Origin of the sequence: Pedomonas sp., from assembly GCF_036515995.1 — a bacterium.
Taxonomy (GTDB): Bacteria; Pseudomonadota; Alphaproteobacteria; order Sphingomonadales; family Sphingomonadaceae; genus Pedomonas.
Map to the genome: position 1 here is coordinate 1 of NZ_DATBUP010000052.1, position 21,448 is coordinate 21,448.

Below are 21,448 nucleotides of genomic sequence, written 5' to 3' on the forward strand. Positions count from 1 at the left end.
TTTGGCTTCCGTAACTTAGCCATTCGCCTTGATAACGGATGCGAATTAATCGTTAGCCCTGTCGACTGTCCCACCAAACCTGCTGTTCAGTCCACAATGTGGATGGCGGGCATGGGCTTCTGGCGGACGGTCTCGAAACCCGCAGCCACTTCGTCGGCGATGGCAAGGAACGCGCCGCCTGCCGTGCTGGACGGATTGCAGACGACAACCGGGTGACCGGTATCGGAGCATTCGCGCACCTGCATGGTGAGCGGAATTTCGCCGAGGAACGGTACCCCGATTTCCGACGCAGCATCCCGCGCGCCACCGTGGCCGAAGATGTGGCTGGTGCTGCCGCAGCTTGGGCAGACGAACGTGCTCATGTTCTCGACAACGCCGAGAATGGGCACGCTCACCTTCTGGAACATGGTGACGGCCTTGCGGGCGTCGATGAGCGCCAGATCCTGCGGGGTGGAGACGACGACCGCGCCTGCCAGCGGTGTGCGCTGGGCCAGCGTCAGCTGAATGTCGCCCGTGCCCGGCGGCATGTCGAGCACCAGCACGTCGAGCGGGCCCCACGCCACGTCCGTCATCATCTGCATCAGCGCGGAAGTGGCCATCGGCCCGCGCCAGATCATGGCCGCACTTTCCTCCACCAGCAGGCCGATGGACATGGCCTTGATGCCGAAGGCTTCCAGCGGGCGCAGCTTCTTGCCGTCCGTCTCCGGCTTCTTGTTGAGGCCGAGCAGCTTGGGGACGGACGGGCCGTAGATGTCCGCATCGAGCAGGCCGACGTCGAGCCCCAGATGAGCAAGGCCCAGCGCCAGGTTGGCGGCCACGGTGGATTTGCCGACGCCGCCCTTGCCGGAGGCGACGGCGATGATCCGGCCGACCTGCGCAATGCCTGACGGCTCCTGCGAGGGTGCGCCATGGCCGCCATGACCGGAAGACGGGGAAGTGCCGGAGCGTGCAGCCTCGGACGGGCGTTCGGCGGTCATCACCACGGTCACGCCGGCAACGCCGGGGAGCGCGCGCACGGCCCGCTCCGCCGCCTCGCGCAGGGGCTCCTTTGTGCGGCCGGCAGCGGGATCGACCTCCAGCACGAAGCCGACCTGATCACCGCGGATGGTCACCCCGGTGACGAAACCCGACGCGACAATGTCGCGCCCCGTGGCCGGATCTGTGACCGAACGCAAGGTGTCCAGGATGATTTCGCGGTTTAAAGTCATGGCGCAAGGCTCGCATTTGTCGAATTTGGCGCTTATATAAGCCCTCAAGCACGAGGAAAGCAGCAGGAATAGAATGCCCTGGCAAAACAATGGTGGTAGCGGCGGCCCATGGGGGTCTGGAGGCGGTTCCGGCGGTGGTCCGCGCAATCCCTGGGGCGGTGGCTCCGGGGGCGGTGGCGGCGGCGGCGGGCAACAGCCTCCCAATCTTGATGATCTGATCCGGCGCGGACAAGAGCGTCTGCGCGCAACCCTGCCCGGCGGCACGGGTGGCGGAAACGTTCTCGGCCTGGCCGTGGGCGCGCTCGTTCTGCTGTGGCTTGCCACATCCTCGATCTATCGGGTGAACGCGGACGAGGTGGGTGTGGTTCAGCGGTTCGGCGCATATGTGCGCCAGAGCTACCCGGGCCTGCACTTCAAGCTGCCGGCGCCGTTCGAGACGGTGACCAAGCCCAAGGTGACGCAGGAAAACACCATCGAGATCGGCGCTGCCGACCGTGCGACCGAAACGCTGGTGCTGACCTCTGACCAGAACATCGTGGACATTTCCTACACGGTGCGCTGGAAAATTTCCGACGCGCCGAACTTCCTGTTCCGCGTGGCCAACCCCGAGCTGACCATTCGCGAAGTGGCGGAATCCGCCATGCGCGAGGCCATCTCCTCCACGCCGCTGAACGCCGCCATCGGCGAGCAGCGCGGTCAGGTGGCCCAGCGGGTGCAGAACCGCATGCAGGAAGTGCTGGACAGCTACGATGCAGGCGTTGAAGTGACCGGCGTGTTCTTCCGCCAGGTGGACCCGCCGGCGGCCGCGGAGCAGGCATTCAAGGACGTGTCCGCCGCGCAGCAGGACGCCCAGAGCTTCCTCAACCAGGCGAACGCCTACCGGCAGCAGCTGGTGGCCAAGGCGCAGGGCGAGGCGGCCCGCTTCAATGCGGTGTACGAGCAGTACAAGCTGGCCCCGGCCGTGACGCGCAAGCGCATCTATCTGGAAACCATGGAAGACGTGCTCTCTGACGTGGACAAGGTGATCCTCGACTCCAGCAGCAACAACGTGGTTCCCTACCTGCCGCTGAACGAGCTGAACAAGCGGCGCGCGGCTTCCGCGGCCACGACGGCACAAGATTAACCGGAGGCCAGAACAGACATGTCCCGTTCCTTCCTTGGCATTGTCGCGCTGGCGGTTCTCGGCCTGATCGTGCTGTCCAGCGCCATGTTCACCGTCAGCGAAACCCAGCAGGCCATTGTCCTGCGCCTGGGCAAGCCGCAGCGCATCATTCGCGACCCCGGCATCTCCTTCAAGGTGCCGCTCATCGAGAACATCATCTTCCTCGAGAAGCGCATCCTCGACCTCGACATGCCGCAGCAGGAAGTGCTGTCGACCGACCAGCTGCGGCTGGTGGTGGACGCCTTCGCCCGCTTCCGCATCGTCGATCCGCTGACCACCTATCGCTCCGTGGGTTCGGAAGAAGGCGCAAAGCGCCGCCTGTCCGGCATTCTGGCCTCGCGCCTGCGCGACGAGCTGGGCCGCCAGCCGTTCACCGCGCTGCTCTCTCCCGAGCGCGGCGAGGTGATGGAAGTGGTGCAGAACTCGGTCAACCGCGAAGCCAAGCGCTTTGGCGCGGAGATCGTGGACGTCCGGATCAAGCGCGCCGACCTGCCCACCGGCGATCCGCTGAACTCGGCGTTCGAGCGCATGCGCACGGCGCGTCAGCAGGAAGCCCGCGCCATCCGCGCACAGGGCGCGAAGCAGGCTGAAATCATTCGCGCTGAGGCCGACTCCGAGGCGGCGAAGATCTACGCCGACAGCTTCGGTCAGGATCCCGAGTTCTTCGCCTTCTACCGCTCGATGCAGGCCTATCGCCAAGCGATGGTGAAGGAAAACACCTCGATCATCCTCTCGCCGCAAAGCGAGTTCCTGCAGCAGATGCAGGGCCGCCGCTAATCCGGCGACGCGGGCTCTCGCGGCGCGGCGGCGACACATGCCGCTGCGCCGCGCCCAGCCTGTCCCTTGCTGGCCGGTCCCTCTCCGGCCTGCCTTCTTCCCCAACGGGTGATGCCAGACGCCTCTATGGTGGACTTCTTTTCCGCACTCGCCGTGGCCCTGATCCTCGAGGGAGCGGCCTACGCCCTTTTTCCCGATGCCATGCGCCGCATGATCGTGCAGGTTCTGGCCACGCCCGACAGGATTGTACGGGCGGCTGGTCTCGCTGCGGCGTTCATTGGTCTTATTCTACTATGGCTCGCCCGCAGCGGCACTTGATCGTGCTAGGGTCTTGCGACCATAACGAATACAAAACAAGATAACCAATCAGGAGAACTGACCCGTGCGTAGCCGCTTTACCGTTCTTCGTTCGGCAATGCTTGCCGTTGCCCTCGCCGGCACGGCCATCGGGGCTGTACAGGCACCGGCGCTGGCGCGCCCGGCTCCTGAGAGCTTTGCAGATCTCGCCGCGCAGCTTCAGCCGGCGGTCGTGAACATCTCGACGACGCAGCAGGTGGAAGTGGGCCGCCAGATCCCCGGCATGCCCCAGCTTCAGCCGGGCTCTCCGCTTGAGGAATTCTTCCGCCGCTTCATGGAAGAGCGCGGCCAGAGCGAAGGCGGCGAGGGGGAGCCGATCACCCGCGAGGCACGCTCGCTGGGCTCCGGCTTCATCATCGATCCGGAAGGCTACATCGTCACCAACAACCACGTCATCACCGGCCGCGACGGCCAAACGGTGGTGGACAAGATCACGGTCATCCTGAACGACGACCGCCGCTTCGAAGCGCGCGTGGTGGGCCGGGACCCGGCAACCGATCTGGCACTTCTGAAGGTGGAGGCCAAGGGCCTGCCCTACGTGCAGTGGGGCGACAGCACCAAGGCGCGCGTGGGTGACTGGGTGCTGGCCATCGGCAACCCGTTCGGCCTCGGCGTGACGGTGACGGCGGGCATCGTCTCGGCCCTGCATCGCGAGATCGGTGTGGGCCAGTATGACCGCCTGATTCAAACCGATGCCTCGATCAACCGGGGCAACTCGGGCGGCCCGATGTTCGACAACAACGGCCGGGTCATCGGCATCGCCACCGCCATCCTGTCGCCCACCGGCGGCAACATCGGCATCGGCTTCGCCATTCCGGCGGATCAGGCCAAGCCGATCGTTGATCAGCTGCGCAGCCTGGGCAAGGTGCGTCGCGGCTGGCTCGGCGTGCGCATCCAGCCGGTGACGGAAGATATCGCGGCGGGTCTGGGCTTCAAGGAGCCCAAGGGTGCGATCGTTGCCGGCATTGAGGACAACACCCCGGCCGGACGCGCGGGCGTGCGCCAGGGCGACGTGATCCTGAAATTCGACGGCAAGGAAGTGAATCGCCAGCAGTCGCTCCAGTCCATCGTGTCCGATACCACCATCGGCTCGACCGTGAACATGGAGATCCTGCGCGAGGGCAAGCCCGCCACGCTGCGCGTAACGGTTGCCGAGCGCCCGGATGGCGACGGCGCACCGCCGGCACCGGAGACGCAACAGGAGGACACCAAGTCCAACGGCGACAGGGTCACCAGCCAGCACCTCGGCCTCGGCCTGCAGCCGCTGACGGCGGAAGTGCGCCAGCGCCTCGGCCTCGGCGCGGACGTGACCGGCGTTGTTATCTCCAACGTGAACCCGGCCAGCGATGCCGCCGCCAAGGGCCTGCGCCCCGGCGACGTGCTGCTGGGCATCAACCAGAAGCGCGTCTCCGCGCCGGCCGAAGCGGCCGCGCTGGTGGACGAGGCCCGCAACTCCGGCCGTGACGCGGTGGTGCTGCTGGTGCAGCGCGGCCCGGACGTCATCCACATCGGCGTCAAGATGATGGCGGTGAAGGAAAAGACGGCGGCCCCGGCCAAGAAGTAAATCTGAACACCACAGGCCGATTATCCAGCTTCCCCCGCCCGAGGCCCGTCCTTCGGCGGGGGAACTGCTTTGAAGGGGGGCGCCATGCAGAAAGACGCAACGATCCGGTTCGCACGATCGAAAGACGCGAATGCCATTGCGGCGCTGCACACTGCCAACTGGCGGGACGCCTATCGCGGCATCATGCCGGATGAGTATCTGGATGGCCCGCTTGCCGCCGAGATGCAGTTGGCCTGGACGGGTAAGCTCGCCGACATGGCCGCAGGCAACTCTGCCGTGCTGGTTGCGGAGGAAGGCGGCGCGCTGGCGGGCTTCATTCGCATCGTGCCAAACGCCGATCCCCGCTGGGGTCACTACATCGACAACCTGCACATCGCCCTTGGCACGCGCGGCGGCGGCCTCGGGCGCAAGCTGTTCAACGCGGGCGCAGACTGGGCCGCAGAATGGGCTAAGGGACGCGACGGCACCCAAGGGCTGTATCTGTTCGTCTATGCCGACAATGGCGCTGCACGGGCCGCCTACGCCCGCTGGCAGGGCAAGGAAGTGGAGGAGTTCCTCGACGACGCGCCCCACGGCGGAAAGATCCCGGCAGTGCGGGTGGCGTGGGACGCGGTTTCCTGACCAGTTTATTCGCAGGAGGGGCTTACCCCTCCTGTTTGCCTTGGATCGTACGCGCGTTTTTTACTTCTCGACCGACAATCTAAAAATTATAGTCTGTATGTGGTAATTCAGCGGCTGGTCGAGAGGTTCAGAATGCGAATGTCCGTTGCTGCCACTCTCTTACTGGTGCTTGGCTTGCCTTCATTCAGTCCTGCATTCGCAGGTGCCGAGGCTGAAAAAGGCGCACTACCAACAGCGGCGCCTGTCGAGGAGGTATTCCGCGAATGGATCAGCGTTTTCAATTCCGGCGACAAGGCAGGCATCAAGGCATTCTACGGCAGATATCTCGACGACCCGGAGCCGACATTTGCAATCGACCAGGCAGAAGACACCTGCGGCTTCGATGTGGTGCGGATGGAGCCGGCGACGCGAACGCCGCTGGCCATGAGCGTGCTGCTGGCCGAGCGGTGCTTTCCGGCTCTGCACCGGCTGACCATCAAATTCGCAGTGGCCGGTGATACCGTACCGAAAGAGTTCAAGCTGAAATCATTCGCGCTGTCGCCCCAGAGCGCGATCGACGCAATGGTGGCAACGGCGGACCGGCTGGCGGCGCGCCAGAAGTTTGCCGGGGCGCTGCTGGTTGCCAACGGCAACGGCGAGGTGTGGAGTGAGGGCTGGGGCACTCTGAACAAGACGGAGAAAGCCCTGATCACGGCCGACACGCCGATGTTCCTTGCATCAGCGGGCAAGATGTTCACCGCCGTTGCGGTGTTGCAATTGGTGGCACAAGGCAAGGTCGACCTGGATGCCCCGTTCGGGCGGTACCTGACCGACTACCCCAACAAGGACATGGCGACGGCAACGATCCGCCAGTTGCTTCAGCACAGGGGCGGCACGGATGATATTGGCATCCTTGCGCGCGACGAGGGGCCCAATCGGGCGCGGGTCCGGACCATTGATGACATCATTCAATTAAATGGCGCACGCGCTCCGCTTTTCCCGCCGGGAAGCAAGTTTGACTATTCAAACTACGGCTTCCTGCTGCTCGGAGCGGTGGTCGAACGCGTGAGCGGTCAGACCTACTACGACTATGTGAAGCGCCACATATTCGAGCCGGCTGGCATGACCAATGCCGGTTTTCCTGACCTTGAACATCTGGAAGGCGTCGCGACCGGCTATACCACCTTTTTCGGCGAAGAGCCTGAGCTTATCTCACATCGGGATGTGCTGCCGTGGCGCGGAACGCCTGCCGGGGGCGGCGTGGCGAGCGCGAACGACATGCTTGGGTTCTTCCGTGCCCTGAGCGCGGGCAAGATGCTTCCGCCCGGCTTGCTGGAGCTGGCAACGACGCCGGGTGACCCGTCGTGGTACGGCCTCGGCTTTGTTACCGTTCGCGGCGACTCTTCATATTGGGGCCACGGCGGCGACTCGTACGGCATGAATGTGGCGGCAAGCTATTATCCGGAAAGCGGCACGATCTTCCTCTGTCTGGCCACCCGCGATAGTGCCTGCGGTCGACTCCACTCCCGCTGGCATCACCGCACATATGGGCTGACGAAGTAGGTGGCCTGGCGAAGTAGCCAGGCTTTCCCACACAAAAAAGCGGCGCATGAAGCGCCGCTTTTTCTGATTCTGGGATTGGCCTTTGGGGCTTAGCCGGCCTTGGCCACCGTTGCCGAATCCGGTGCGCGGTCGCCGGGCTGGGCGTCGAGCAGTTCCTTCAGGAATGCGCCCTTGTTGGCGACGGTGGTGCCGTCGCTGCGCAGGTCGGTGCGGATGTTGCTGTCGGCGTGCTGGGCGTTGGCGTCTTCCAGCAGGGCTTCTTCGCCAGCGGACTTGGGCGCAACCTGCGCGCCTGCGCCGAACAGGGCCTCGACGGCCTGGCTCTGTGCGTCCACTTCCTGAGCGCGCGGCTCACCCGGCCGCGGAGGGCGCAGGTTGAAATCCGGCGGCAGGACCAGCGGGGCCTGACGGGCCACGGCCAGTTCGTCCGGCCCGCCGGTGGACGAGCTGAAATTCTTGGGGCCGCTGCTGCAGCCGGAGAGGGCCAGAAGGGCCGCGGCGCTTAGCCCGAGAAGGGTGCGGGTGCTGATCATTCTGCCGACTCCACTTTGTCGTTCTGTTCCTGCTTTCTTAGGCTGAGAAGCAGGATGACTGCAACGCCGATGGTGATGGCCGCATCGGCGACGTTGAACACATAGCCCCAGTACGGGATGCCTTTGACGTCGATAAAATCCGCCACGGCTCCGAAGCGGACCCGATCGATGATGTTGCCGATGGCCCCGCCGAGAATGGCGGACAGCGCCACCGCCTGCCAGCGGTTGTTCTCCCGCCACATCCACACGGCAACGCCGATGGCGATGGCGGCGGTGAGCGCGGTCAGCAGCCAGCGGCCGAGATCGCTCTCGGCGGTGAGCAGGCCGGTGGAGACGCCGCGGTTCCACACCATGGTGAGGTGCAGGAAGCCGTCGATCACCGGTACGGTGAACTTCTCCGGCAGGCGGAAAACGTCCAGAATCCACCACTTGGACACCTGATCCGCCACGAGCACGAACGCGGCGAAGATCAGGCCCAGCGACCGGTGGTACATGCGCGGCGGCTCACCCTCACTGGAAGGACGCGGCCAGCCGGAGAAGGCCGGGTCAGGCCGCATTTACCACCTCATCGCAGCGAATGCACAGCTCGGGACGAGCCGGATCAGCGCCTACTTCCGGCAGAACCTGCCAACAGCGGCCGCACTTGTGGCCTTCCGCCCGTGCCGTGAGCACGGCGACGCCGGCAACGTCTTCCAGAGTGAAGGCATCGGCCGGGGCGTCGTCGAGCGAGACCTTGAGGCCGGACGTGATGCTGATCTCCGCCATGTCCACGGTCGAGAGCAAGTGTGCGTCCGCCGATTCCGTGACATACAGCGTCGGCGCGGATTCAAGCGACGAGCCGATGGTCTTGTTGCGGCGGTCCACTTCCAGTGCGCCGGTGACGACCGAGCGGACCTCGCGGATGCGCTTCCACTTGGAGGCCAGTTCGGTGTTGCGCCACTCGGGCGCGATCTCCGGCCACAGCTCCAGATGCACCGAGCCATCTTCCGACGGGTAGCGGCTCTGCCAGGCTTCCTCGGCGGTGAAGACGAGGATGGGGGCCAGCCACGTGGTCAGGCAGCGGAACAGCAGGTCCATGACCGTGCGGCAGGCGCGGCGGCGGGTATCGTCCACCGCGTCGCAGTAGAGGCTGTCCTTGCGGATGTCGAAGTAGAACGACGACAGGTCGTTGATGCAGAAGCTGTGCAGCGCCGTGTAGTACGGGTTAAAGTCGAACCCGTTGGCGTGCTTGCGCAGGTGCTCGTCCATCTCGACGAGGCGGTGCAGCACCCACTGCTCCAGCTCCGGCATTTCTTCGACCGGCAGCTTCTCGGCGTCGGTGAAGCCGTCGAGCGCGCCCAGCAGGTAGCGCAGGGTGTTGCGTAGCTTGCGGTAGGCGTCCACCTGACCGGCGAGGATCTCCTTGCCGATGCGAACGTCGTTGAAATAGTCGGTCGAGACCACCCACAGGCGCAGGATGTCCGCGCCGTTTTCCTTGATGATGGTCAGCGGGTCGATGACGTTGCCCTTGGACTTGGACATCTTCTCGCCCTTGCCATCGAGCGTGAAGCCGTGGGTCATCACCGCGTTGTACGGCGCGCGGCCACGGGTGCCGCAGCTCTCCAGCAGGGAGGACTGGAACCAGCCGCGATGCTGGTCGGAGCCTTCAAGGTAGAGGTCCGCCGGCCACTGGAGGGCGGGCCACTTGCCGCTTTCCAGCACGAAGCTGTGGGTGGAGCCGCTGTCGAACCAGACGTCCAGAATGTCCTTGGCCTGCTCGAAGTCCTCGGCGCTGTAGTCGTTGCCGAGGAACTCCTGCGCCGGGGTGACGTACCACGCGTCCGCGCCGCCCTGCTTCACCGCCTCGACGATGCGGGCGTTGACGGCGTCATCGCGCAGGATCTCGCCGGTCTTCTTGTTCACGAACACGGTGATGGGCACGCCCCACGCGCGCTGGCGGGATAGCACCCAGTCCGGGCGGCCTTCCACCATCGAGCGGATGCGGTTCTTGCCCTGGCTCGGCACCCAGGTGGTGTCGTCGATCGCCTGCAGCGCGGTCGCGCGCAGGCCGGTCTTGTCCAGGCTGACGAACCACTGCGGCGTGTTGCGATAGATGAGCGGGGCCTTGGAGCGCCACGAGTGCGGGTAGCTGTGGACCATGTCGCCCTGCGACAGCAGTGCGCCCACGCCTTCCAGCAGTTCGCAGACCTTGGGGGCGACCTTGTACACGTGCTCGCCCGCAACCAGCGCCACATAGGCGTAGTAGCGGCCGTCCTCCGCCACGGTGAACGGCGCTTCGATGCCGAACTTCTGGCCGACGGCGAAGTCTTCCTCGCCATGGCTCGGCGCGGTGTGGACAAGGCCGGTACCGGTGTCGGTGGTGACGTGATCGCCCGGCAGCAGGGGCACGTCGAAGTCGTAGTGGCCGCCCGCCTCCGGGTGGCCGCGCCACGGGTGGGCGCAAATGGTGCCTTCAAGCTGCGCGCCGAGCAGGGACTCGGTGACGCTCCACGCGGTGATGCCGGTGCGGGTGGCGAATTCCGCCAGCAGGCTTTCTGCCACCAGGAAGCGGTCGCCGACCTTGGCGCGGGCCTTGTCGGTGACTTCCGTCACGTCGATGACGAGGTAGGTCAGCTCCGGCCCGTAGGCGATGGCGCGGTTGGCCGGGATGGTCCACGGGGTGGTGGTCCAGATCACGGGGCGGGCCTTCAGCAGCACGGCGCGCGGGCTGGAGACGACGGGGAAGGCCACGTCGATCATGGTCGAGGTGTGGTCGTGGTATTCCACTTCCGCCTCGGCCAGCGCGGTCTTTTCCACCGGCGACCACATCACGGGCTTGGAGCCACGATAGAGGCTGCCGTTCATGGCGAACTTCAGCAGTTCGTCAACGATGGTGGCCTCGGCCTCGAAGGCCATGGTGGTGTAGGGGTTCTCCCAGTCGCCCGTGATGCCGAGGCGCTTGAACTGCTCGCGCTGCACGCCCAGCCAGTGGGCGGCAAACGCACGGCATTCCTTGCGGAACTCGACCGGGTCGACCTCGTCCTTGTTCTTGCCCTTCTTGCGGTACTGCTCCTCGATTTTCCACTCGATGGGCAGGCCGTGGCAGTCCCAGCCGGGGACGTAGGGCGCATCCTTGCCCTGCATCTGCTGGGCGCGGGTGATGACGTCCTTCAGGATCTTGTTGAGTGCGTGACCGATGTGAATGTCGCCGTTCGCATACGGCGGGCCGTCATGCAGGATGAACTTCGGCCGGCCGGCGGCCTGTTCGCGCAGGCGCTGGTACAGGCCCAGCTTCTCCCAGCGCTCCAGCCACTTGGGCTCCTGCGCGGCCAGACCCGCCTTCATCGGGAAGCCGGTCTTGGGCAGGAAGACGGTGGCGCGGAAATCGGTCTTGGCGTCTTGGCTGTTGTCAGCGGTCATGTGGGGCACTCAAAAATGGCGTGTGGTTCAGGTTTTCGAAGCAAGCAAAACAACCCCGGCCCCGAGCAAGTTACGAGGCCGGGCCACTAATTCGGAGATCAAACCGGAACCCAAGCATGTGCCCGGTTCTAGCGGGGAAGCAGTGAGGTGTCGAGGGCCATGGGCGGCGGATTGGCTGCCAGAACGGGCGGCTCCGGGCGACCGGTACAAAAAAAGACGCCGACACGATTGTGCCGGCGCCAGGGTTCAGGGGAGGAAATCAGATCAGTGAGGACAGATCTAATACACCAGGTCAGCGGGTACGCGCTGGCGGCAGAGCCGTCTGAAGTTCGGGGGAGAGACGCGCGAACCCGAAGTCCCGTTGCCGAAGCCGCAACATTGCCCCGGCGAGGCTGTTAGTAGTGGTTCGTGGCTGAACTGTAACTGAATGCTAAGTGACGAAATTGTGAACCGAACGTTCAGTTGGGATTCTCGCACTCCGGACTGCACCCTTTCGCCGCCGACGGATGAGCAAGGGCAGTCAGGATCTGGCATTCGGACACCCGGCCGTGGGCGCAGTGCTCGATCAGGTGGGTGAGCTCGGCCTCCAGCGCCTGAAGCTGGGCAATCTTGCGCTGAACATCGGTGAGGTGCTCGCGCGCGATATGGTCGGCATCCACGCACGGCTGGTCCGGATGCCCGGCAAGCTGGATGAGAGCGGTGATCGCCTCGATGGAAAAGCCCAGATCCCGCGCCTGACGGATGAAGTTGAGCCGGTCGAGATGCGTTCGGCCATAAACGCGCCGATTGCCCGCCGTGCGCGGCGGCTCCGGCAGAAGGCCGATGGATTCGTAATAGCGGATGGTGGGGATCTTCACCCCCGTCTCGCGGGAGAGGTCGCCAATCGTGTGGGCCATGAAAAAGCCTCTTGCTCCTCTAGTGACTAGAGATCGTAGATAGGAAGCCATCGAGATCGAGGGAAGAGTCGCAAGGAGCAGGATGATGGCGGGCAGTTGCGGGATGCAAAAGACACAGGCCTCGACAGCGTGCGGCTGTTCGAGCGGCACGGTGACGTTCGACGGCACGGACCGGCGCTACCGGCAGGTGCTGTGGATCGTGATCATACTCAACGCCGTGATGTTCTTCGTCGAAATGGGCGGCGGCCTTGCGGCGGACTCGCTGGCGCTGCAGGCGGACAGCCTGGACTTCGCGGGCGACGCCATGACCTACGGCCTGTCGCTGGCGGTCATCGGCATGGCGGCGAGCGTGCGCGCCAAGGCGGCGCTGCTCAAGGGAATCAGCCTGGGTGTGGTGGCCGCCTATGTGCTGGGTGCGGCGCTCTACCGGACATTCGTGGTGGGTTCGCCGGAGCCGCTGACCATGGGCCTGATCGGCTTCCTCGCGCTGGCGATCAACCTCGGCTCGGTGGCGCTGCTGTGGAAATGGCGCGACGGCGACGCCAACGTGAAGTCCGTCTGGCTCTGCTCCCGCAATGACGCCATCGGCAACCTCGCCGTCCTTGGCGCGGCAGGCGTCGTTGCCATCACCGGTACTCAGTGGGCGGACCTTGCGGTTGCTGCGCTGATGTCCTTCCTGTTCCTCTCCACCTCCGTGCAGGTGATCAAGGCCGCGCGGAGGGAACTAGCGACGGCGTGAGGGTTCAGGAGTTCGGGTGCGATGCAAGGGGGCGCTGACCCCTTTGCCATCTTCCAGTCATGAGAAAGGGCCGCACTCGTGAGGAGAGGCGGCCCTTTTGTATGTCTCAGCCCTTCACCTTCGTCGCCAGCCAGACGATGTGGCGGGTGCCGTGGGCGCGGACGACCTTTTCCTCCACCTCGAACCCGGCGCGCTTCAGGCGGTTGGTGAAGGGCATGTTGCCGGTAATCGACCACACGGCGAGGATGCCGCCGGGCTTCAGGGCATCCCGGGCATCCAGCAGGCCGCGGCGCTTGTAGAGCGCGTTGTTGGAATCCTGCACCAGGCCTTCGGGGCCGTTGTCCACGTCCAGGAGGATGGCGTCGTAGGCCGCGCCGGGGAAGATGAACTCGGCAACGTCGGCCACGGCGAGGCTGAGGCGGCGGTCCTCAAGGCAATCCCCGAAGATGTCGGCCATGTGGGTCTTCGCCCAGGTGAGGATGTCCGGGACCAGCTCTGCAACCGTGATCTTGGCGTCCGGCCCCAGCGTGCGCAGGGCGGCACGCAGGGTGAAGCCCATGCCGAGGCCGCCGATGAGCAGCTTGGCCGAGGGCGTGTCCTTCAGCCGCTCGCACACCAGCGTCGCCAGCGCTTCTTCCGACTTGCTGAGGCGGCTGTTCATCAGCTCGATGTTGCCGAGCATGATGGAAAACTCGGTGTCGCGCTTGAACAGCTGGAGCTGGCCGCCATCGGGCAGGGGGGCAGTGTCGAGCTGGATGCGGGGCTTCATGGGCGGTCTCCGGTTACGCGGGCATGAGGGGCGCTCGCCCCACTTGTAGAAGAAACGACCAAAACAAATGGGAGGCAACCGGGTTGGCTGCCTCCCTTGTTCCGTGTGTTCAGAAGCGGGCGGGCGATCAGGCGCAGGCGGCCTTCATGCCCAGCTTCTTGAGAAGGTCGGTGTCGCGATTCTCTGCCGGGTTCGGCGTGGTCAGCAGCTTCTCGCCGTAGAAGATCGAGCTGGCGCCGGCCATGAAGCAGAGGGCCTGCAGCTCGTCGGACATGGTCTCGCGGCCAGCCGACAGGCGGACGACCGACTTGGGCATAATGATGCGGGCAACAGCGATGGTGCGCACGAACTCGAGGCTTTCCAGCTCGTCCTTACCGTAGAGCGGCGTGCCCTTCACCTGCACTAGGCGGTTGATGGGAACGGACTGCGGGTGTTCTGGCAGGGTGGCAAGCGCGTGCAGCATGCCGACGCGATCCTCGCGGGTCTCGCCCATGCCGACGATGCCGCCCGAGCAGACGTTGATGCCTGCCTGACGCACATTGGCGAGGGTCTCCAGCCGGTCGTCGAACGAGCGGGTGGTGATGATTTCCTTGTAGTGCTCGGGCGAGGTATCGATGTTGTGGTTGTAGTAGTCGAGACCGGCGTCGGCGAGCTTCTTGGCCTGATGGGCCTCCAGCATGCCGAGGGTCACGCAGGCCTCAAGGCCCAGATCCTTCACGCCCTCGATCATCTGCGAGATGGCGTCGATGTCGCGGTCCTTCGGACGGGTCCAGGCAGCGCCCATGCAGAAGCGGGACGCGCCCGCTTCCTTGGCGGCGCGGGCCTGTTCCAGCACCAGGTCAACGTCCATCAGCTTGTCGGCCTTCAGGCCGGTGTCCTTGGCGAACTTGGCCGACTGCGGGCAGTAGGCGCAATCTTCCGCGCAGCCGCCGGTCTTGATGGACAGAAGCTGGGAGAGCTGAACGGTATTGGCCGCATGATACTGACGGTGAAGCGTCTGGGCTTCGTAAACCAGATCGAGGAAAGGCCGGTCGAACAGCGCGTGGATTTCCTCGCGAGTCCAATCGTTACGAATGGCAGCGTCAGTCATGTGCGGTCAGTCCTTCCCTCGCTTCTTGTTGTGCGGCAGCGGTAATGGGCGCGAGACGCGGGGTCAACGCCTCTTTGTCCGGGCTGCGATGGGGCGATAGCATGCCGACTCGAGCCGGGATGTTCGGGGCCAGAGTCTTGCTAGGCCGGAGTCGTTCTAGGCCTGCGTCTTGGCAACGGGCCGGGGCGGCTTGAAACGGTTATACCCATAGCCGGGCTGGCGCAGGATCTTGAGCGCGGTGGCGCAATCGATGCTGATCTGGCTGCGCAGCGCATTCAGTCCGTCGAACCGCATCTCGGGGCGAATGAATTCAACCAGCTCAACCCGCACGTTCTGGCCGTAAAGGTCGCCGGAGAAGTCGAACAGGTGGGCCTCCAGCAGCTCGCGCGGCGGCGTGAACGTGGGGCGGATGCCGATGTTGGCGACGCCTTCGACCACCCGGCCGTCCGGCAGCACCATGCGAATGGCATAGACGCCGTAGCGGGGGCGGGAATAGTCGCCCAGCGTGACGTTGGCAGTGGGGAAGTTGATGGTGCGGCCCCGCTGGTCTCCGCCTTCCACAACGCCCTCGATCGCCCACCAGCGCCCGAGCAGGCGAGAGGCAGCGGCAACGTCGCCCTCCGCCAGTTTCGTGCGGATGAGGGTGGAGGAGACGACCTCGTCGCCATCCGTGCGCACGGGCGCGACGACGGCGGATACCATACCGTTGGCGGCGGCCAGCGCCTGCAGAGTCTCGGTGGTGCCGGCGCGGGCCTTGCCGAAGGTGAAATCGTAACCGGAAGTAACGCCCTTCAGGCGCAGCCGGTCAACCAGCACGGTCTGGAAGAAGTCTTCGGGGGACAGCGCCGCAAGCGCGGCATCGAACGGGAGCACGACAAGGGCATCAACGCCGAAGGCCTCAAGCAGCCGCGCGCGCTCGGCAATGGAGGTGAGCTGGAACGGCGGCTCCTCGGGCCGGAAGAATCGGGCAGGGTGAGGGTCGAAGGTGATGACCAGCAGCGGCCCACCACAAGCGGCGGCAAGCTCGCCCGCTCGCCGGACCACGGCCTGATGACCGGGGTGAAATCCATCGAAGTTGCCGAGGGCTGCAACACCGCCCGCCAGATACTCCGGCAAGGGCTGCTGCCCGGTAATCAGTTCCATGAGACGACTTCCATTTTGCGGCGTCTATAGAACTCCAGCGCCGCTGCGCCAAGCCCTACAATCTCAACAATTCATCATCGTTGTTCTGGAGGAGCGCTCTGCTTAACCGAAAATTTAGGACACCTACGTAGCTTGCCTGACAAGCAGGGAGCCGGGGAAGGCTTCCTGATGTGGTAAAATCTTAGCTGCGGGTAACAACATGGCTGTCGACCTCTCCATGCCGATCCTGATCGTGGACGACTACAAGACGATGTTGCGAATCGTCCATAACCTTTTGAAACAGATCGGTTTTGAGAACATCGACGAAGCGACGGACGGCTCGATGGCGCTCTCCAAGATGCGTCGCAAGAAGTATGGTCTGGTCATCTCCGACTGGAACATGGAGCCGATGACCGGTTACGAGCTTCTGAAGGAAGTGCGCGCGGACGCCGAACTGAAGGCCACGCCGTTCATCATGGTCACGGCCGAATCGAAGACGGACAACGTCATCGCGGCAAAGAAGGCCGGTGTGAACAACTACATCGTGAAGCCCTTCAACGCGCAGACGCTGAAGCAGAAGCTGGTTTCGGTTCTCGGCGAGTTCTAAGCCGCGCGTAGACCTCTGCCCGCCAGAATCGATGGCGGGTCGACCGATCGCCACAAAGAAGGCCGCCCGATTCCGGCGGCCTTTTGGCGTTTGTGCACGTGATTGGCCGGGGCAAGACCCGGCGGCGAGGCCGGGAGGCTCCTTTGGTCAGGAGCCCCCCGGCCTCCGTTGGCCGCATCAGGCGGCGACGTAGCCCATCACGGACTTTGTCTCGAGGAATTCGAGCAGGCCGTGGACGCCGAACTCCCGGCCGTTGCCGGACTGCTTGTAGCCGCCGAACGGAGCGCGCGGGTCCATCGGCGCGCCGTTGATGTGGACCATGCCTGCGCGCAGCTGGCGGGCGACCTTCTGGGCCCGCTCAAGGCTGCCGGAGGTCACGTAGGCCGAAAGGCCATAGGGCGTGTCGTTGGCGATGCGCACGGCCTCTTCCTCGGTGTCGTAGGGGATGAGGACGAGCACCGGCCCAAACACTTCCTCGCGGGCGATGGTCATGTCGTTGGTGACGTCGGCGAAGATGGTCGGGCGCACGTAGTAGCCGACGTCCAGCCCTTCCGGCTTGCCGGGGCCGCCGGTGACGACGCGCGCGCCTTCGTCGATGGCGGTCTGGATCAGACCCTGGATCTTGTTGAACTGGGTCTCGCTGACGACCGGACCGTAGGTGACGCCTTCCTGGTGCGGATCGCCGACGACGATCTTCTCGGCGGTCGCCTTGGCGATGGCGACAGCTTCCTCATAGCGGCTGCGCGGCAGCAACATGCGGGTCGGCGCGTTGCAGGACTGGCCGGAGTTGTTGCAGACGTGGCGAAAGCCACCGGCCACGGCCTTCTGGAAGTCGGCATCGTCCAGAATGATGTTGGGGGACTTGCCGCCCAGCTCCTGCGCCACGCGCTTGACCGTATCGGCCGCGTTCTTGGCAACGAGAATGCCTGCGCGGGTGGAGCCGGTGAAGGACACCATGGCCACGTCCGGGTGGGCGGAGAGGGCGGTGCCGACGGTCGGGCCGTCGCCGTTGACCAGATTGAACACACCGGCCGGAACGCCGGCTTCTTCCAGCACTTCGGCAAAGAGGATGGCGTTGAGCGGCGCGATCTCGGACGGCTTCAGCACCATGGTGCAGCCGGCGGCCAGCGCCGGGGCGACCTTGGCGGCGATTTGGTTGATCGGCCAGTTCCACGGCGTGATCATGGCAACGACGCCGATGGGCTCGCGGAAGATGTGGCTGGTGCCCAGCTGTTCCTCGAACGCGAAGTCAGCCAGCGTGTCGCGGGTGGTCTTCAGGTGGGCAAGGCCCATGGCGGCCTGCGCCTTCTGGGCGAGGGTGACCGGCGCGCCGATTTCCTGGGTAATCGCCTCGGCGATGTCGTTGTACCGGGCCTTGTAGGCCTCGATGATTCGGTCGAGCAGGGCGAGCCGCTCTTCCTTCGCGGTGGCGCTCCAGGCCGGGAAGGCGTCATGAGCGGCGGCCACGGCCTTGTTTACATCGGCTTCGGTGCCAAGGGCGATCTGGGCGATGACCTGCTCGGTCGCCGGGTTAATGACATCGAGACGGCTGCTGCCTTCCGGCTCCACCCACGCGCCGTTGATGTAGAACTGGGTCGTATGCTCCATGAGACTTCCTTTTCCCGCAAACGATGAAGAGGCGTGCCCTAAAGTCTAGGGCGAGGCTTGGTCTTGGGACAGAGGTAAACACGAACGGATGTTCGGGAAATCGGGTGGGCGGTCAATCCCCTGCCGGAGAACACACCTTTTCGATTCGCGGCCGGTCACCGCCCGTAAGGGCGAACGGTTAGAGGCTCTGGGAAGCGGTGCATAAAGAAAGAGCGCTGGATTGCTCCAGCGCCCGTTCCGTTTGGTTCTTCCTGAGGGAAGGGATCAGTACACGCGAGCCTTCGGCTTCACGTATTCGATCTCGTCGGTCAGGGTGTAGGTGTGAACCGGACGATAGTCGATGTCGACCTTGCCTTCGTTGAACCAGGCGAGCGTGTGCTTCATCCAGTTCTCGTCGTCGCGATTCGGGAAGTCCTCGTGCATGTGCGCGCCGCGCGATTCCTTGCGGTTCGCTGCGGAGTGCATGGTGATGACGGCCTGCGGCATCATGTTGTCGAGCTCGAGGGTCTCGATCAGGTCGGTGTTCCACACCAGCGAGCGGTCGGAGACGCCGATGTCGGCCATGCCGCTCTGCACCTGGTCGATCTTCTGGATGCCCTCCTGAAGGATCTCGTCGGTGCGGAACACGGCGCAGTTTGCCTGCATCGTCTTCTGCATGGCCAGACGCAGCTGCGCGGTCGGCGTGCCGCCCTTGGCGTAGCGGAACTTGTCGAGGCGACCCAGGGCCATGTCGGCAGAATCCGACGGCAGCGGGTGGTGAGCCGTGCCCGGCTTCACGATCTCGGCAACGCGCTTTGCAGCGGCGCGGCCGAACACCACGAGGTCGATCAGCGAGTTGGAGCCCAGGCGGTTGGCGCCGTGGACCGACACGCAGGCTGCTTCGCCCACTGCGAACAGGCCCGGCACGACCGTGTCCGGGTTGCCGTCCTTCAGGGTGACGACTTCGCCGTGATAGTTCGTCTGGATGCCGCCCATGTTGTAGTGGACGGTCGGAACCACGGGGATCGGCTCCTTGCGCAGGTCGACGCCTGCGAAGATGTGCGCGGTCTCGGTGATGCCCGGCAGACGCTCGGCCAGAACGTCCGGCGCGATGTGGTTCAGGTGAAGGTAGATGTGGTCGCCTTCCTTGCCCACGCCGCGGCCTTCGCGGATTTCCATGGCCATGGAGCGGGAGACGACGTCACGGGAAGCCAGGTCCTTCGCCGAGGGAGCATAGCGCTCCATGAAGCGCTCGCCCTTGGAGTTGGTCAGGTAGCCGCCTTCGCCGCGTGCGCCCTCGGTGATGAGCACGCCTGCGCCGTAGATGCCGGTCGGGTGGAACTGCACGAATTCCATGTCCTGCATCGGCAGGCCGGCGCGGATCACCATGCCGCCGCCGTCACCCGTGCAGGTGTGGGCGGAGGTGGCGGAGAAGTAGGCGCGGCCATAACCGCCGGTGGCCAGAACCACGGCGTGCGAGCGGAAGCGGTGGATGGTGCCGTCTTCCATGCACATGGCGATGACGCCACGGCACTCGCCGTTGACCATGATCAGGTCGAGGGCGAAGTACTCGATGTAGAAGTCGGATTCGTACTTCAGGCTCTGCTGGTACAGAGCGTGCAGCATGGCGTGGCCGGTGCGGTCAGCCGCGGCGCAGGTGCGCTGGGCAGCCGGGCCGTTGCCCATGTTCTGGGTCATGCCGCCGAAGGCGCGCTGGTAGATCTTGCCCTCTTCGGTGCGCGAGAACGGAACGCCGTAGTGTTCCAGCTCGTACACGGCGTTGGGAGCCTCGCGGCAGAGGTATTCGATGGCGTCCTGGTCGCCCAGCCAGTCCGAACCCTTCACGGTGTCGAACATGTGCCAGGTCCAGTGATCCGGACCCATGTTGCCCAGCGATGCCGCGATGCCGCCCTGGGCGGCCACGGTGTGGGAGCGGGTGGGGAACACCTTGGTGATGCACGCGGTCTTCAGGCCGGCTTCGGCAAGACCCATGGTTGCGCGCAGGCCCGAACCGCCGGCGCCGACGACGACGGCGTCATAGACGTGGTCAATAATCTTGTAGGCTTCAGCCATGTTCAGGCTCCGAACGCGATCTTGAGAACAGCGACAATGCCGGCGAGACCGCCGACGATGGCGAGAAAGTCCACCAGCAGCAGGCTGGCGATCTTGTTGCCGTGTTCATGGACGTAGTCTTCCACCACGACCTTCATGCCAAGGGCGGCGTGGTAGAAGGTGACGGCGACAAACAGCACCAGCAGCACGGCCACCAGCGGGTTGGAGACCCACTCGGTCAGAACGGCGTGCGATGCAGCAACGCCGGACACGAGGGAGGCCAGAAGCCAGATCGACAGCGGGATCAGAGCGATCGAGGTGACGCGCTCCATCCACCAGCGGGCGGTGCCGGATTTGGCGGCGCCGAGGCCGCGGACCTTGCCGAGTTCCGTACGCATGTCCGACTCCTTACGCGAAAAAGATCAGGGCCCAGGTGGCGATGGTCGCCACAGCGGTGCCGAGGAAGGTCAGCGAAGCCAGCTGGCGGCTCTTGGCCGGCTCGAAGCCAGCGCCGGTATCCATGTACAGGTGACGCAGACCGGAGAAGAAATGCTGCCAGAAAACGGCGGTCAGGCCGAACAGCACGAAGAGGCCCGCCGGATGGCGTGCGGCCTCGAGGAACTGGGCATAGGCCTCAGCTCCGGTTGCGGCGGCAATAAGCCACCAAAGAAGAATGCCAGCGCCAGCAATGGTGAGGCCAACGCCGGTGGCTCGATGCAGGATCGAGACCGTCATATTCGCCCGCCAGCGATACACTTGCAGGTGCGGAGAAAGCGGCCGTGCGCGGTTTGCCATGTTTTTATCGCCCAATCAGACTGCCCATTTGTGACATCGCTTTAGTCCGCAAGTCCGGAGGATGGAAGGTCGAAATGTCGAAACAAAACATTTGGCGAGGGAATTTGTGGCCGCAAACGGCCTTTGCCATGGACGCAACCCGTCCTGCCAGCATGGCATTCCGGCGCAATTCGCCTTGATTTCAGTGCAGTTGTGCAGAGGAGGGACGAAGAATAATCGATGAAAATGTGCCTGACGCGCAATTTCTCGGCACGAAACCGGGCGACTGCGGAAATAACCGACACGTGAGCAGGGAGTCCGGCGTGCAACCGCGCAGTTGGGCCGTGAACGCACGACCTGTGGCCGTCAACGCGCTGCCCGTCCGGCCGGAGAGGCCGGCTCAGCGGAACTGCGATAGCAACTGCAATGTCTGGGAAAATGGCGGTGACGGAGGGATTCGAACCCTCGATACGGGTTATCCCCGTATAACGGTTTAGCAAACCGCCGCCTTCAGCCGCTCGGCCACGTCACCTTGTGCATCGCCCTATAGCGAAGGCTTTTCAGTTGTTCAACGGCGCATCTGCATCGAAACGCCAAATAATTCTTCATTTTGTCAAAAGGGGCCGGGATCGGCCCCTTTTGCGCAGGT

The 21,448-nt window shown here is 64.5% G+C and carries 20 protein-coding genes and 1 tRNA gene; 8 read left to right on the forward strand and 13 right to left on the reverse strand.

The features are described 5' to 3' along the window. Positions 1-86 precede the first annotated feature (86 nt). Positions 87-1,208, reverse strand: a complete 1,122-nt coding sequence (locus VIG90_RS04280; protein WP_331592211.1) for an Mrp/NBP35 family ATP-binding protein — start codon at positions 1,206-1,208, stop codon at positions 87-89. A gap of 73 nt (positions 1,209-1,281) precedes the next feature. On the opposite strand from VIG90_RS04280, the gene VIG90_RS04285 reads away from it, so the two are divergent. The 6 genes from VIG90_RS04285 (at position 1,282) to VIG90_RS04310 (ending at position 7,231) form a co-directional block, all read left to right on the forward strand. Then, a complete protein-coding gene (locus tag VIG90_RS04285) occupies positions 1,282-2,331 on the forward strand; it encodes a protease modulator HflK (RefSeq protein ID WP_331592212.1) in 1,050 nt (349 codons plus the stop codon). A gap of 18 nt (positions 2,332-2,349) precedes the next feature. Then, complete coding sequence (locus VIG90_RS04290) at positions 2,350-3,147, forward strand: protease modulator HflC (RefSeq protein WP_331592213.1); 798 nt, start codon at positions 2,350-2,352, stop codon at positions 3,145-3,147. A gap of 126 nt (positions 3,148-3,273) precedes the next feature. Continuing rightward, positions 3,274-3,465 (forward strand): DUF2065 domain-containing protein, encoded by a 192-nt coding sequence (locus tag VIG90_RS04295; protein WP_331592215.1) that lies wholly within the window; start codon positions 3,274-3,276, stop codon positions 3,463-3,465. A 64-nt stretch (positions 3,466-3,529) separates the two neighbouring features. Next, positions 3,530-5,068: a DegQ family serine endoprotease gene (locus VIG90_RS04300; protein ID WP_331592216.1), complete on the forward strand. Its 1,539-nt coding sequence runs from the start codon at positions 3,530-3,532 to the stop codon at positions 5,066-5,068. Between the two features lie 84 nt (positions 5,069-5,152). Continuing rightward, a complete protein-coding gene (locus VIG90_RS04305) occupies positions 5,153-5,689 on the forward strand; it encodes a GNAT family N-acetyltransferase (protein ID WP_331592217.1) in 537 nt (178 codons plus the stop codon). A gap of 132 nt (positions 5,690-5,821) precedes the next feature. Next, positions 5,822-7,231: a serine hydrolase domain-containing protein gene (locus VIG90_RS04310; RefSeq protein WP_331592218.1), complete on the forward strand. Its 1,410-nt coding sequence runs from the start codon at positions 5,822-5,824 to the stop codon at positions 7,229-7,231. Positions 7,232-7,320: 89 nt separating this feature from the next. On the opposite strand, the gene VIG90_RS04315 is transcribed toward VIG90_RS04310, so the two are convergent. From VIG90_RS04315 to VIG90_RS04330, 4 genes are all read right to left on the reverse strand, one after another. Further along, on the reverse strand, positions 7,321-7,764 hold the full coding sequence (locus VIG90_RS04315) for a DUF3035 domain-containing protein (RefSeq protein WP_331592220.1): 444 nt from the start codon (positions 7,762-7,764) through the stop codon (positions 7,321-7,323). Further along, positions 7,761-8,321, reverse strand: a complete 561-nt coding sequence (gene lspA, locus VIG90_RS04320) for a signal peptidase II (RefSeq protein WP_331592221.1) — start codon at positions 8,319-8,321, stop codon at positions 7,761-7,763. The genes VIG90_RS04315 and lspA overlap by 4 nt, the downstream gene beginning before the upstream one ends. Continuing rightward, entirely contained in the window at positions 8,311-11,163 is a 2,853-nt protein-coding gene (ileS, locus tag VIG90_RS04325; RefSeq protein ID WP_331592222.1) for an isoleucine--tRNA ligase, read from the reverse strand. Before ileS ends, lspA begins: the two co-directional genes overlap by 11 nt. A gap of 458 nt (positions 11,164-11,621) precedes the next feature. Then, complete coding sequence (locus VIG90_RS04330; RefSeq protein ID WP_331592223.1) at positions 11,622-12,059, reverse strand: helix-turn-helix domain-containing protein; 438 nt, start codon at positions 12,057-12,059, stop codon at positions 11,622-11,624. Positions 12,060-12,162: 103 nt separating this feature from the next. Here VIG90_RS04330 and VIG90_RS04335 point away from each other — a divergent pair, with 103 nt between their 5' ends. Then, a complete protein-coding gene (locus VIG90_RS04335) occupies positions 12,163-12,798 on the forward strand; it encodes a cation transporter (protein ID WP_331592225.1) in 636 nt (211 codons plus the stop codon). Positions 12,799-12,904: 106 nt separating this feature from the next. Here the strand turns inward: VIG90_RS04335 and VIG90_RS04340 are convergent, their stop codons facing one another. The 3 genes from VIG90_RS04340 to VIG90_RS04350 form a co-directional block, all read right to left on the reverse strand. Then, the gene (locus VIG90_RS04340; protein WP_331592226.1) at positions 12,905-13,567 is read right to left on the reverse strand and encodes a hypothetical protein; all 663 of its coding nucleotides are present in this window, start codon (positions 13,565-13,567) and stop codon (positions 12,905-12,907) included. A gap of 127 nt (positions 13,568-13,694) precedes the next feature. After that, positions 13,695-14,657 carry a biotin synthase BioB gene (gene bioB, locus VIG90_RS04345; protein ID WP_331592227.1) on the reverse strand — a complete coding sequence of 321 codons (963 nt, stop codon included), beginning with the start codon at positions 14,655-14,657 and terminating at the stop codon, positions 13,695-13,697. Between the two features lie 156 nt (positions 14,658-14,813). Then, positions 14,814-15,800 (reverse strand): bifunctional riboflavin kinase/FAD synthetase, encoded by a 987-nt coding sequence (locus VIG90_RS04350; protein ID WP_331592229.1) that lies wholly within the window; start codon positions 15,798-15,800, stop codon positions 14,814-14,816. A 217-nt stretch (positions 15,801-16,017) separates the two neighbouring features. Here VIG90_RS04350 and VIG90_RS04355 point away from each other — a divergent pair, with 217 nt between their 5' ends. Further along, positions 16,018-16,386 (forward strand): response regulator, encoded by a 369-nt coding sequence (locus tag VIG90_RS04355; RefSeq protein ID WP_349257188.1) that lies wholly within the window; start codon positions 16,018-16,020, stop codon positions 16,384-16,386. A 177-nt stretch (positions 16,387-16,563) separates the two neighbouring features. Here VIG90_RS04355 and VIG90_RS04360 read toward each other — a convergent pair whose 3' ends face one another. From VIG90_RS04360 to VIG90_RS04380, 5 genes are all read right to left on the reverse strand, one after another. Further along, positions 16,564-17,994 (reverse strand): aldehyde dehydrogenase family protein, encoded by a 1,431-nt coding sequence (locus VIG90_RS04360; protein ID WP_331592231.1) that lies wholly within the window; start codon positions 17,992-17,994, stop codon positions 16,564-16,566. A 264-nt stretch (positions 17,995-18,258) separates the two neighbouring features. Continuing rightward, entirely contained in the window at positions 18,259-20,046 is a 1,788-nt protein-coding gene (sdhA, locus tag VIG90_RS04365; RefSeq protein WP_331592232.1) for a succinate dehydrogenase flavoprotein subunit, read from the reverse strand. A 2-nt stretch (positions 20,047-20,048) separates the two neighbouring features. Further along, positions 20,049-20,423: a succinate dehydrogenase, hydrophobic membrane anchor protein gene (sdhD, locus tag VIG90_RS04370; protein WP_331592233.1), complete on the reverse strand. Its 375-nt coding sequence runs from the start codon at positions 20,421-20,423 to the stop codon at positions 20,049-20,051. A gap of 10 nt (positions 20,424-20,433) precedes the next feature. Further along, positions 20,434-20,820 (reverse strand): succinate dehydrogenase, cytochrome b556 subunit, encoded by a 387-nt coding sequence (gene sdhC, locus VIG90_RS04375; RefSeq protein ID WP_331592234.1) that lies wholly within the window; start codon positions 20,818-20,820, stop codon positions 20,434-20,436. A 418-nt stretch (positions 20,821-21,238) separates the two neighbouring features. Continuing rightward, positions 21,239-21,331: transfer RNA gene (locus VIG90_RS04380), tRNA-Ser, on the reverse strand. Positions 21,332-21,448: the final 117 nt, after the last annotated feature.